Origin of the sequence: Paracoccus mangrovi (genome assembly GCF_042648425.1) — a bacterium.
Lineage (GTDB): Bacteria > Pseudomonadota > Alphaproteobacteria > Rhodobacterales > Rhodobacteraceae > Paracoccus > Paracoccus mangrovi.
In genome coordinates this window covers 53,383-64,995 of record NZ_JBHRXJ010000005.1, presented here as the reverse complement: position 1 = coordinate 64,995, position 11,613 = coordinate 53,383, and the positions used below count along the sequence as shown (strand labels likewise).

Genomic DNA, 11,613 nt, shown 5'->3' with positions numbered 1-11,613 from the left:
CGCGCCGGGGGTTTTCCACCCCCGGACCCCCGGAGGATATTTGTGCATGAAAGACGCATCAGAGGCCTCCGGGCGGGGGGAGCGGGATTTCTTCGTCGCGCCAGCTGTCCTGGCGTTGCAGGACGGCGAGGCGGTCGACCGGATGCTCGAGGCGCGGCAGGCTGCCCAGAAGTCCCCTTGTATAGGGGTGGCGCGCGTTTTGCAGGTCGCGGGCGGCCAGTTCCTCGACCACGCGGCCGGCATACATGATCAGCACCCGGTCGCAGAACTGTCCCACCAGATTGAGGTCGTGGCTGATGAAGATCAGCCCCATGCCGCGTTCGCCGACCAGTTTGTCGATAATGCGCAAGACCTCGTTTCTGACCGAGACGTCGAGGGCCGAGGTGGGTTCGTCGGCGATCAGGATGTCGGGATCGGGCGCCAGCATCATGGCAATCATCACCCGCTGGCCCATGCCGCCCGAAACCTCGTGCGGATAGGCGTCGAAGACCCGTTCGGGATCGCGGATCTGGACCGCGCGCAGCATCTCGAGCGCCTTTTCGCGGGCGTCGAAGCGGTTGCTGCGGGTGTGCAGGCGGTAGGCCTCGATGATCTGGTGGCCGATGGGCATGACCGGGTTGAGGCTGAATTTAGGGTCCTGCATCACCATGCTGATGCGCGCGCCGCGCAATTTGCGCATCTGGCGGGGCGGCAGGTTCAGAATCGGCTGGCCGTCCAGATCCAGCCGGTCGGCGGTGACGCGGCCCGGCGGCCGCACGAGGCCCAGAATGGCGCGGCCGGTCATGGATTTGCCGCTGCCGGATTCGCCGACCACGCCCAGCCGTTCGCGGCCCAGATCGAAGCTGACGCCGCGCACCGCATCGAAGCTGCCGCTGCGAGTCGGGAAGGTCACGCGCAGGTTGCGCACCGAAAGCAGCGGCGTCATTGGGCACCGCCTTTCGGGTCGAGCACATCGCGCAGACCGTCGCCCAAAAGGTTGAAGGCAAGGCTGACGACAAAGATCGCCAGCCCCGGCATGGCCGCGACCCACCAGAAATCAAGGATATAGGTGCGCCCGTCCGAAATCATCGCCCCCCATTCCGGCATTGGCGGCTGCGCGCCAAGCCCCAGAAAGCCCAGCCCCGCCGCCGAAAGGATGATCCCCGCCATGTCGAGCGCCACCCGGACGATCATCGACGAGATGCAAAGCGGCCAGACATGGCCGATCAACAGCCGCATCGGCTCCGCCCCTTGCAGGCGCGCGGCGGCGATGTAATCGGCATTGCGGATGGTCAGTGTTTCCGCCCGCGCCAGCCGCGCATAGGGCGGCCATGAGGTGATCGCGAGCGCCAGCACCGCATTGCCGATGCCGGGGCCGAGGGCCGCCACGAAAGCCAGGGCCAGGATCAGCTTGGGGAAGGCCAGAAAGATATCGGTGAGCCGCATCAGCACCTGATCGACCCAGCCGCCGGCAAAGCCCGCCACCGTACCGACCAGAAGCCCGATCACCGGCGCGATCAGCGCCACGGTGCCGACGATGAAGAGCGTGATCCGCGAGCCATAGATCAGCCGCGACAGGATATCGCGCCCCAGGGCATCCGTCCCCAGCCAATGCGCGGCCGAAGGCGGCATCAGCCGCTCGGCAAGGTTCTGGGCAAAGGGATCGCGTGGTGCAAGCCAGGGCGCGAATATCGCCATGCCCACCAGCAGCACCAGAATGATCAGCCCCAGCATCGCCAGCTTGTTGGCCCGAAACGTCAGCCAGCCCTGATAGATCGCGCCGAGCCGCGCCTGGGCACGGGTCTGGGGCGCATCCGACAAGAGCCATTCGCGGGTGGAAATATCGGTCATTTCGCCCTCGGGTCCAGCACGCGGTAAAGGATGTCCGAAATCAGGTTCAGCGCCACGAAACAGATCCCGACCAGCACCGTGCCGCCCAGAACCGCGTTCATGTCGCCGGCCAGAAGCGCCTTGGTGATATATTGGCCGATGCCCGGCCAGCTGAAGACGATTTCGGTCAGGACGGAACCCTCCAGAAGTCCCCCGAAGCTCAGCGCGATCACCGTGATCAGCGGCACGAGAATATTGCGGAAGGCGTGACCCCAGATCACGCGCGTCTCGGACATGCCCTTGACGCGCGCGGCGGTGACATATTCGGCGGAAAGCTGTTCCAGCATGAAGCTGCGGGTCATCCGGCTGATATAGGCGAGGCTGAAATAGCCCAGAAGGCTTGCCGGCAGCACGATATGGCTGAAGGCGTCGCGAAACGCACCCCAATCGCCGGCCAGCAGGCTGTCGACGAGGATCATCCCCGTGACCGTGGGCACCATGCCGTCATAGATGATCCCTTGCCGGCCCGGACCGCCGATCCAGCCGAGGATGCCGTAAAACAGCAAAAGCCCCATCAGCCCCAGCCAGAAGATCGGCATGGAATAGCCGACCAGCGCCACCACCCGCGCCACCTGATCGACCCAGCCCCCGCGCCGCGCCGCCGCGATCACGCCCAGCGGCACGCCCACGCAGACCCCGATCAGCGTGCCCAGCGTCGCCAGTTCCAGCGTCGCCGGAAACACCCGTTTCAGATCGTCGAGCACCGCATGCCCGGTCGAGATCGAGCGCCCGAAATCGCCGCGCAGCACCTCGCCGACATAGATCAGGAACTGTTGCCAAAGCGGCTTGTCGAGCCCCATCGCCTGAAAGGCGGCGTCATATTGCGCCTGCGTCGCGCGTTCGCCCACGACCTTCAGCACCGGGTCGATCGGCATCAGCCGCCCGATGACGAAGGTCACCACCAAAAGCCCGAGAAGCGTCAGCGCCAGCGACAGCATTCCGCCGCCAAGGGCCCTGAGCCGCCGCCAAAGCCGCGGGTTGCCATGGGCCGGGGGCGGCGCCTGCCGCCCCTGACCGCCATCGATGCCGGTATCGGACACCGGTTATTCCTTCGTGACCTGACGGTAAAAGACCGAGGTCACCGCCGCGCCCGAGGTCCAGTTCTGGACGTTCTTCTGTTTGCCGACCTGTTCGATCTTCTGGAACAGCGGGATGATCGGGGCGATCTCGCGATATTCCTTCTGGATATCGAGATACATCTGCACGCGCTTGTCGGTATCGCCCTCCAGCGTGGCGTCGACGGTGGCCTTGTTCATCGCCTCGGGGACCGCCCAGCTGTTGCGCCAGGCCAGTTGCGACAGTTTCGCGTCATCGGCGTTGTTCGGGTTATAGGCGAAGGTCGAGGCATTGGTGTTCGGATCGGCATAATCCGGCCCCCATTCGCCGATAAAGATCGGCACCTGCCGGGCGCGATAGGCATCGAGCACCTGCGCCCCGGTCATCTGCTGGATTTCCAGCGTCAGTCCGGCCTGTGCCATCGATCCCTGAAGGGTCTGGGCCACGTCCAGATATTCGCGCAGGTCCCGCACCGCCGTGGTGACGGTTCCCGAGGTCACGCCGGCATCGGCCAGAATTTTCTTGGCCTTTTCGACGTCATAGCTCCAGGGATTTTCGTCCGAGGCGCCCAGATAACCCTCGGGCAGGAAATTCTGATGCGTCTTCCACTGACCCTTGAGGAAGCTGTTTTCCATCCCCTTGTAATCGACAAGGTATTTCAGCGCCTCGACCACCTCGGGCCTGGACAGCAGCGGGTCCTTCTGGCTCAGGCCCATATACAGGATGCGGCCCTTGGGTTCATTGCCGACGACAAGCTTGTCATTGCCGGAAATGCCGTCGATATCGCTGGGCGTCAGGTCGCGCGCCACGTCGATATCGCCCTGTTCCAGCATCAGCCGCTGGGCGCTGCTTTCCTGAACGTTGCGCACGATGACGCGTTTCATCGCCGGGGCGCCCTGCCAGTAGTCTTGGTTGGCGACCAGTTGCACGACCTCGTTCGGGCGCCATGCGGCCAGCGTATAAGCCCCCGAACCCGCCGAATTGGTCGACAGCCAGGCATTGCCGAAATCCTCGCCCTCGGCATGGCTCATGACGGTTTCCTTGTCGACCACCGAGGCCACGTTCGAGGCAAGGCAGTTCAGCACATAGGATTGCGCATAGGGCTGATCCAGCCGGATCACCACGTTATTGCCTTCGGCGGTGACCATCTGATCGACATTCTCGGGCGTCAGACCGAATTGCGTCAGGATGAAGGCCGGCGACAGGTTCAGCTTGACCGCGCGTTGCAGCGACCATGCCGCATCCTCGGCCCGGACGGGGTTGCCGGACTGGAACTTGACGCCCTCGCGCATGGTCAGGGTGATGGTCTTGCCATCCTCGCTGACCTCCCAGCCCTGGGCGAGGCTGGGCTTGATCCCGGCGGCAAGGTCGAGCGGGTCGAAATCGACCAGCTTGTCGTAAAGATTGTTGGTGACGTCATTGCCCGAGAACTCGAAGCTTTGCGCCGGATCAAGGCTGATGATGTCGTCGATCGTATTGGCCACGACCAGCGTATCGGCCGGCGTCTCGGCCCATGCGGCTGGGGTCAGCGCGCCCATGGACAGGGCCGCCGTGGACAGGGCCGTGGCCAGAAGAGCGGCGCGCATCGGCGAAGGATTGGACCGGAAACGATTCTGCATGATGGCATTCCCTGTTGTTTTCCCGGTTGTCCCGGGCCTGAAATTACAAAAGCTTGGCGCAAGATTTTCATTTGCGCAATCCTTGGTTGAGGCATCGGCGGATTGTTGAATCTTGTCGCGCGGGCTTGCGCGCGGCGGTCGCGTCCTGCATGTCGGAATGAAGGAGTGACCATGGACAAGATCGACCTGCCCGAGCGCCCCGACTGGCGCGACGAAGCCGAAAAGCTGGGCTTTACCTTCGCCGATATGGGCGGGGAACCCTATTGGGACGAAACCAGCGCCTATCGTTTCACCCTGCGCGAGATCGAAGAGGATATCGAGGATCCCTCGACCCAGCTGCATGCCATGTGCCGCGAGGCCGTCGAGCGCGCCATCGGCGATGAGGAAATCCTGACCCGGCTGGACATTCCGCGCCAGCATTGGGATCTGATCGCGCAAAGCTGGCGCCATGGCGAGCCGGAACTTTATGGCCGCATGGATCTGTCCTATGACGGACGGGGTCCGGCGAAGCTGTTGGAATACAATGCCGATACGCCGACCTCGCTTTACGAATCCGCGTCCTTTCAATGGCTGTGGTTCGAACAGCAACAGGCGGCCGGCGTCCTTGGCCCCGATACCGATCAGTTCAATGGCATCCACGAGGCGCTCGTGGAACGCTGGGGCCAGATCTGCCAGCCCGGCGAGACGGTGCATTTCGCCGGCGACCCCGACAACCCCGAGGATTACGCCACTGTCGAGACCTTGGCCTGGGCCGCACGCGAGGCCGATCTGGGCGCGCAGTTCACGCCGCTGGCGCAGATCGGCCTGACCGATGAGGGTCAGTTCGCCGACGACCAGTCCCGCGTCATCGGCACGCTTTTCAAGCTTTATCCCTGGGAAGACATGCTGCGCGACGCGTTCGCCGCGAACCTGCAAAGCAGTCAGACCCGCTTCATCGAGCCGCCATGGAAGGCGATCTTGTCGAACAAGGGCATCCTGCCGCTGTTGTGGCAGATGTTCCCGGGCCATCCGAACCTGTTGCCGGCGTTTTTCCTTGCCGATGTGGCCGAGGCGCTGACCGGCGGCGTGGCCGCCCCGGCGGTTGCCGCGGCTTTTGACGCGGCGCGTGACGAATTGGCGCGGGGCCATGTGCTCAAGCCGATCTTTTCGCGCGAAGGCGCCGGGGTCAGCATCTGGGAACAGGGCCGCGAGGTCGTCCGGACCGGCGACGACAGCTATTCCCATCATCCCATGATCGTGCAGGGGCTGGCGCCGCTGCCCGATTTCGGCGGCTTCCACCCGGTTCTGGGCGCGTGGATCATCGGCGAGACCTGTGTCGGGCTTGGCCTGCGCGAGGATCAAAGCCGCATCACGCATAACCTGTCGCGCTTCAAGCCGCATTTCATCGAGGGCTGAACCATGACCAAGCAATCCCCGATCCGCAAACGTTCGCGCCATGTCGCGCTGGTGCTTCTGGGCACGGCCACGCTGGCGCTGGCCGCCTGCGAAGATGACCGCGTCGACGCCCAGAGCTTTCCCGATCTGGAAAGCTGCATCGCCGCCAGCAAGGAAAACGGGCTGTGGTTTTCCGAGGATGACTGTCGCAAGAATTTCGCCGCCGCCCAGAAGGAATATCTGGAAACCGCGCCGCGCTACGAATCCAAGGAACTCTGCGAACAGGAACATGGCGCCGGCAATTGCGGCGGCGATCCGGCCGCGCAACAGAATTCGGGCGGCGGCTTTTCCTTCATGCCGCTGCTTGTGGGCTATATGATGGGTTCGATGCTGTCGCGCGGCGGCGGCATCTTTTCGCAGCCCATGGTGAACACGCCCGACGGCCGTTATTCGACCCCCAAGGGCGACCAGACATTCGCCAGCAATCGCGGCGCGGGCAAGGTGCCGGCCACGGCCTTTCAGCGCGCGCCCTCGACCATCGGCAAGGCGCCGATGTCGGCCGCGCAGGTCAGCCAGCGCGGCGGCTTCGGGGCCGGCGCCACCGCGCGTTCGGGCAGCCGCAGCAGCTTTGGCGGCTAGGTCGGGACCCGCGCAGGGGCTTGGCGCGGCTTGCGTTAGCGCCCCAAAAAACGCAATCTGCGGGCAAATTGCCCCCAGCCCCTTCACGAAGGTATTGCCATGACCCCCGATCTTCAGTCCCAGAAGACCCGCGCGCTCTGCGAGCTTGCCCCGGTGATCCCGGTTCTGGTGGTGGCCGATGCCGCCCGGGCCGAAGGCCTTGCCACGGCGCTGGTCGCCGGCGGCCTGCCGGTGCTTGAGGTGACCCTGCGCACCCCCGCGGCGCTCGATGTGATCCGCGAGATGTCCAGGGTCGCGGGCGGCCATGTCGGCGCGGGCACCGTGCTGACCCCCGACGACGCCAGGCGCGCCAAGGACGCGGGCGCGAGCTTTGCCGTCTCGCCCGGCGCGACCGAACAGATCGTGCGCGCCTGTAGCGATATCGAATTGCCGCTGCTCGCCGGGGCCGTCACCGCATCCGAGGTGATGCGGGCGATGGAATGGGGCTATTCCATGCTGAAATTCTTTCCCGCCGAGGCGGCGGGCGGGGCGAAGTCGCTGAAATCGCTGGCCGGGCCGTTGCCACAGGTCAGCTTTTGCCCGACCGGCGGCGTGACCCCCGGCAATGCCCGCGACTATCTGGCGCTGTCCAATGTGATCTGCGTCGGCGGCAGCTGGATTTCGCCCGATGCCGATGTCGCGGCCGGAAACTGGGCCGCGATCGAGGCCCGCGCGCGCGAGGCCCGCGCGCTGAAATAGCCGCGCTGAACTAACAAGGAGCGTTCATGGCCGGACAGCCCCCCCATGTCGCCGGGGACCCGGTGCCGCATCCGATGCATCGCGCCTGGCGCAATGTCATCGTGCTGATCGTCGCGCAGGCGTTTCTGGGGGCGCAGATGTCGATGATCTTTATCGTCGGCGGGCTGGCCGGGCAGATGCTCAGCCCCAATCCCTGTATCGCCACCCTGCCCCTGTCGATGATCATTCTGGGCTCGGCGCTGTCGGCGCGGCCGCTGTCGGGGTTCATGCGCCGCCATGGCCGGCGCGCGGGGTTCGTGCTGGCCTGTGGGGCGGGCGCGATCGGGGCGGCGCTGGCGGCTTACGGGTTGGTCGCGGGCAGTTTCTGGATCTTCATGCTGGGCGGGATCTTTACCGGGATCTATATGGCGGCGCAGGGGTTTTTCCGCTTTGCCGCCACCGATTGCGCGCCGCCCGAATTTCAGGCCCGGGCGATTTCCTGGGTCATGGCGGGCGGGCTTGCGGCGGCGATCACCGGTCCGCTTCTGGTGCGGCTGACCGCCGAGGCGACCGCGATTCCGTTTCTGGCCACCTATGCCGCCATTATCGGGCTGAACCTGTTGGGGCCGGTGCTGTTCGGCTTTCTGGATATTCCGCGCCCGGCCGCGCCGGCCGCCGGCGCGGCGGGCGGGCGGCCCCTGCGCGCACTGATCCGGGTGCCGCAGATCGCGGTGGCGATGATCTGTGGCATGGTCGCATATGCGTTGATGAATCTGGTGATGACCTCGGCGCCGCTGGCGGTGGTGGGCTGCGGGTTTCAGACCTCGGACGCGGCCAATATCGTGTCGGGCCATGTGCTGGCGATGTTCGGGCCGTCATTCTTTACCGGGCATCTGATCGCGCGCTTCGGTGCGGCGCGGATCGTCATGGTGGGTCTGGCGATTCTGGCCGGCGCCGGCGTGGTCGCGCTGTCGGGGGTCGATCTGGCGCATTTCTATCTGACCATGATCCTGTTGGGTCTGGGCTGGAATTTCGGCTATATTGGCGCGACCGCCATGCTGACCCGGGCCTATCGCCCCGAAGAGCGCGAGACGGTGCAGGGGCTGAATGATGCCGTCGTCTTTGGCGGGGTGTTTCTGGCCTCGCTCTCGTCGGGCGGGTTGATGAACTGCATGGGGGGCACGCCGCAGGCCGGCTGGAACGCCGTCAATCTGGCGATGCTGCCGTTTCTGGTGCTGGCGGGGGGCGCGCTTTTGTGGTTGATGCTGCGGCCGCGCGAGGTGGCGCGGTAAGATCCGAGGCGCCAAGTCTGGGGCGCCAGGACCGGATGCGTCAAGACCGGGGGCGCTTCGCCCCCCGGACCCCCCGAGGATATTTGGGCATGAAAGACGATCAGAAGAGGGATTTCTGGTCTTTTTCCGGTTTCGGCTTGCGGGCGGGTTTCGCGGGCGGTGTCTCGGGGCGGGCCGGAATGCGGCCGTCGAGGAATTCGACCTCGAAGACCGGCGTCCGGGCGGCATCCGCCGCGCGGGTGATCAGCCCATCCGGGCCGTGGACGACCGCATAGCCGCGTTTGAGGGTTTCCTTGTAGCCCAGTGTCTGGCGCAGTCGGTCGAGCCGGTCCAGGCTTTCGCGGCGCGGCGGCAGCAGGCGGGCCGCGACGGTATTCAGGCGGCGGGCCAGAAGCGCGGTGCGGTCGCGGTCGCGGGCGATATTGCGCGCGGCATCCGTCAGGGTACGGCCGCGCGCCCGGATCAGGCGTCCCGCGAGTTCAGTCAGCCTTTCGCCGCGGCGCGATCCCAGCCGCATCAGCGCAGCCGGCAGGCGTCCCCCCTGATCGTTCAGCCGGTCGCGGCGGATGCGCAGGTTGCCGCGCAGCGCGGCGAGCGACAGCGGCAGTGCCGAGAGCCGGTCGCGGCGGCGGCGCATGAAGCCCCGGAGCGCGGGATCGAGGCGGTCGGCAAAGAGATCGAAGCGTTGCCGCGCCGGATCGGTCAGCGATTGCGGGCGGCCAAGCGCGCGGGCCAGATCGGTCAGGCGCTGACGCTGGCGGGTCAGGCGGCTTTGGCTGGCGCGGATCATGCGCGTGCCGTTTTCCGAAAGCCGCGCGAGCAGTTCGGCGCGCACCGGGACCGCGATTTCCGCCGCCGCCGTGGGCGTGGGCGCGCGGCGATCCGAGGCGAAATCGATCAGCGTGGTATCGGTTTCATGCCCCACCGCCGAGATCAGCGGGATCCGGCTTTCGGCGGCAGCGCGGACGACCGATTCCTCGTTGAAGCCCCAAAGGTCTTCGAGGCTGCCGCCGCCGCGCGCGACGATGATCAGATCGGGACGCGGGATCGGCCCATCCGCAGGCAGAGCGTTGAAGCCGTGGATGGCGGCGGTCACCTGGGGGGCGCAGCCCTCGCCCTGAACGGCCACGGGCCAGATCAGGACATGCGTGGGAAAGCGGTCGCGCAGCCGGTGCAGGATGTCGCGGATGACCGCCCCGGAGGGCGAGGTCACGACGCCGATCACACGCGGCAGATAGGGCAACGGGCATTTGCGGGCATCGTCGAAAAGCCCCTCGGCCGCGAGGGCCTTGCGGCGCTTTTCCAGCATCATCATCAGTGCGCCGGCGCCGGCGGGTTCGATTTCCTCGACGATCAGCTGATATTTCGACTGGCCGGGAAAGGTGGTGAGGCGGCCGGTGGCGATGACCTCGATCCCTTCCTCGGGGCGGGTCGAAAGCCGCGCGGCCTGGCCTTTCCATGTGACGGCGGCGATGACCGAGCGGTCGTCTTTCAGGTCGAAATAGATATGGCCCGATGAGGGGCGCGAGACGCGGCCGATTTCGCCGCGCACGCGGACGCGGCCGAATTCCCCCTCGAGCACGCGTTTGACCGCGCCCGAGATTTCCGAGACGGTGAATTCATGGGCGTTGCCGCCGGCGGCCGGGGTATCTTCGAAAAGCTCCATGCCCCGGTTCTGGCCCGGAGGCGGCGCGGGATCAAGGGGATTGATCCCGGGCGGGGCAGTTCCTAGAAGGCGGCAACAACCGGCAAGGGGGCCTCGCGCGATGAACATCCTGATCCTTGGCAGCGGCGGACGCGAACATGCGCTGGCCTGGGCGATCCGGCAGAACCCGAAATGCGACCGGCTGTTCGTGGCGCCCGGCAATGCCGGCATGGAACCTCTGGCGCGGCTGGCGGCGCTGGACATCCTGTCAGGTCCCGAAGTGATCGGCTTTTGCGAGGAAAATGCCATCGATCTGGTGGTGATCGGCCCCGAGGCGCCGCTGGCGGCCGGGGTGGCGGACGATCTGCGCGCGGCGGGGATTTTGGTCTTTGGGCCCTCGAAGGCGGCCGCGCAGCTTGAGGCGTCGAAGGCCTTTACCAAGGAGGTCTGCGATGCCTGCGGCGCGCCGACCGCCGCCTGGGCGCGTTTTGACGCCCTGGCGCCAGCACAGGATTACGTCGCGCGGATGGGCGCGCCGATCGTGATCAAGGCCGACGGGCTGGCCGCCGGCAAGGGCGTGACCGTCGCCATGACCGAGGCCGAGGCGCAGGCAGCGCTGGAGGATGCTTTTGGCGGCGCCTTTGGTGCGGCCGGCGCCGAAGTGGTGATCGAGGAATTCATGGCCGGGGAAGAGGCCAGCTTCTTCATCCTGTGCGACGGCACCGATTGCCTGCCCATCGGCACGGCACAGGACCATAAGCGCGTGGGCGATGGCGATACCGGCCCCAATACCGGCGGCATGGGCGCCTATTCCCCCGCACCGGTGCTGACGCAGGCCATTCAGGATGCGGTGATGGCCGAAATCGTGCGCCCGACCGTGGCCGAGATGGCGCGGCGCGGAATGCCGTTTCAGGGCGTCCTTTACGCCGGGCTGATGATCGAGGACGGCCGCGCGCGGCTGGTCGAATACAACGTCCGCTTTGGCGATCCGGAATGTCAGGTGCTGATGATGCGGTTGGGCGCGCAGGCGCTGGACCTGATCCTGGCCTGTGCCGAGGGGCGGTTGGGCGAGACCGCCGTGAACTGGGCCGAGGATCACGCGCTGACCGTGGTTCTGGCCGCGAACGGCTATCCGGGCAGCTATGAAAAGGGCTCGCATATCGGCGGGCTTGAGGCGCTGGACGAGGATTCGTCGCATATGGTCTTTCACGCCGGGACGGCGCGGGTCGATGGGGCGGTCCTTGCCACCGGCGGGCGGGTTCTGGCCGCGACCGGGCGCGGCGCGACCCTGGCCGAGGCGCATACCCGCGCCTATGCGCTGGCGGATGCGATCGACTGGCCGGGCGGGTTCTATCGCCGCGATATCGGTTGGCGCGCTTTGTGAGGCGCGGCGCCGGTGGCG

General features: G+C 66.3%; 10 protein-coding genes. 5 read left to right on the top strand and 5 right to left on the bottom strand.

Going from position 1 to position 11,613, the window contains the following annotated elements; all coding sequences use genetic code 11:
- Positions 1-58: 58 nt before the first annotated feature.
- The 4 genes from ACFOMH_RS08840 to ACFOMH_RS08825 all read right to left on the bottom strand — a co-directional run bounded on the left by ACFOMH_RS08840 (position 59) and on the right by ACFOMH_RS08825 (position 4,544).
- Positions 59-925 carry an ABC transporter ATP-binding protein gene (locus tag ACFOMH_RS08840; RefSeq protein WP_377743988.1) on the bottom strand — a complete coding sequence of 289 codons (867 nt, stop codon included), beginning with the start codon at positions 923-925 and terminating at the stop codon, positions 59-61.
- Positions 922-1,830 carry a nickel transporter permease gene (gene nikC / locus ACFOMH_RS08835; protein WP_377743987.1) on the bottom strand — a complete coding sequence of 303 codons (909 nt, stop codon included), beginning with the start codon at positions 1,828-1,830 and terminating at the stop codon, positions 922-924. The genes ACFOMH_RS08840 and nikC overlap by 4 nt, the downstream gene beginning before the upstream one ends.
- On the bottom strand, positions 1,827-2,807 hold the full coding sequence (locus tag ACFOMH_RS08830) for an ABC transporter permease (RefSeq protein ID WP_374426597.1): 981 nt from the start codon (positions 2,805-2,807) through the stop codon (positions 1,827-1,829). Before ACFOMH_RS08830 ends, nikC begins: the two co-directional genes overlap by 4 nt.
- A 105-nt stretch (positions 2,808-2,912) precedes the next feature.
- Positions 2,913-4,544, bottom strand: a complete 1,632-nt coding sequence (locus tag ACFOMH_RS08825; protein WP_377743985.1) for an ABC transporter substrate-binding protein — start codon at positions 4,542-4,544, stop codon at positions 2,913-2,915.
- Between the two features lie 171 nt (positions 4,545-4,715).
- Between ACFOMH_RS08825 and ACFOMH_RS08820 the strand changes: the two genes are divergently transcribed.
- From ACFOMH_RS08820 to ACFOMH_RS08805, 4 genes are all read left to right on the top strand, one after another.
- Positions 4,716-5,939, top strand: coding sequence for a glutathionylspermidine synthase family protein (locus tag ACFOMH_RS08820; RefSeq protein ID WP_377743983.1), 1,224 nt, complete (start codon positions 4,716-4,718; stop codon positions 5,937-5,939).
- A 3-nt stretch (positions 5,940-5,942) separates the two neighbouring features.
- Positions 5,943-6,557 (top strand): DUF1190 domain-containing protein, encoded by a 615-nt coding sequence (locus ACFOMH_RS08815; RefSeq protein WP_377743981.1) that lies wholly within the window; start codon positions 5,943-5,945, stop codon positions 6,555-6,557.
- 99 nt (positions 6,558-6,656) lie between these two features.
- Complete coding sequence (gene eda, locus ACFOMH_RS08810) at positions 6,657-7,295, top strand: bifunctional 4-hydroxy-2-oxoglutarate aldolase/2-dehydro-3-deoxy-phosphogluconate aldolase (protein ID WP_377743980.1); 639 nt, start codon at positions 6,657-6,659, stop codon at positions 7,293-7,295.
- A 26-nt stretch (positions 7,296-7,321) separates the two neighbouring features.
- Positions 7,322-8,566: an MFS transporter gene (locus ACFOMH_RS08805; RefSeq protein ID WP_377743978.1), complete on the top strand. Its 1,245-nt coding sequence runs from the start codon at positions 7,322-7,324 to the stop codon at positions 8,564-8,566.
- Positions 8,567-8,666: 100 nt separating this feature from the next.
- Here ACFOMH_RS08805 and xseA read toward each other — a convergent pair whose 3' ends face one another.
- Positions 8,667-10,232, bottom strand: coding sequence for an exodeoxyribonuclease VII large subunit (gene xseA, locus ACFOMH_RS08800; RefSeq protein ID WP_377743976.1), 1,566 nt, complete (start codon positions 10,230-10,232; stop codon positions 8,667-8,669).
- 100 nt (positions 10,233-10,332) lie between these two features.
- Here xseA and purD point away from each other — a divergent pair, with 100 nt between their 5' ends.
- Positions 10,333-11,595 (top strand): phosphoribosylamine--glycine ligase, encoded by a 1,263-nt coding sequence (gene purD, locus ACFOMH_RS08795; protein WP_377743974.1) that lies wholly within the window; start codon positions 10,333-10,335, stop codon positions 11,593-11,595.
- Positions 11,596-11,613 lie beyond the last annotated feature (18 nt).

Excerpts from the sequence above, each read along its gene's own strand:
- ACFOMH_RS08840 (WP_377743988.1), bottom strand. The coding sequence starts at position 925 with ATGACGCCGCTGCTTTCGGTGCGCAACCTGCGCGTGACCTTCCCGACT.
- nikC (WP_377743987.1), bottom strand. The coding sequence starts at position 1,830 with ATGACCGATATTTCCACCCGCGAATGGCTCTTGTCGGATGCGCCCCAG.
- ACFOMH_RS08830 (WP_374426597.1), bottom strand. The coding sequence starts at position 2,807 with ATGCTGTCGCTGGCGCTGACGCTTCTCGGGCTTTTGGTGGTGACCTTC.
- ACFOMH_RS08825 (WP_377743985.1), bottom strand. The coding sequence starts at position 4,544 with ATGCAGAATCGTTTCCGGTCCAATCCTTCGCCGATGCGCGCCGCTCTT.
- ACFOMH_RS08820 (WP_377743983.1), top strand. The coding sequence starts at position 4,716 with ATGGACAAGATCGACCTGCCCGAGCGCCCCGACTGGCGCGACGAAGCC.
- ACFOMH_RS08815 (WP_377743981.1), top strand. The coding sequence starts at position 5,943 with ATGACCAAGCAATCCCCGATCCGCAAACGTTCGCGCCATGTCGCGCTG.
- eda (WP_377743980.1), top strand. The coding sequence starts at position 6,657 with ATGACCCCCGATCTTCAGTCCCAGAAGACCCGCGCGCTCTGCGAGCTT.
- ACFOMH_RS08805 (WP_377743978.1), top strand. The coding sequence starts at position 7,322 with ATGGCCGGACAGCCCCCCCATGTCGCCGGGGACCCGGTGCCGCATCCG.
- xseA (WP_377743976.1), bottom strand. The coding sequence starts at position 10,232 with ATGGAGCTTTTCGAAGATACCCCGGCCGCCGGCGGCAACGCCCATGAA.
- purD (WP_377743974.1), top strand. The coding sequence starts at position 10,333 with ATGAACATCCTGATCCTTGGCAGCGGCGGACGCGAACATGCGCTGGCC.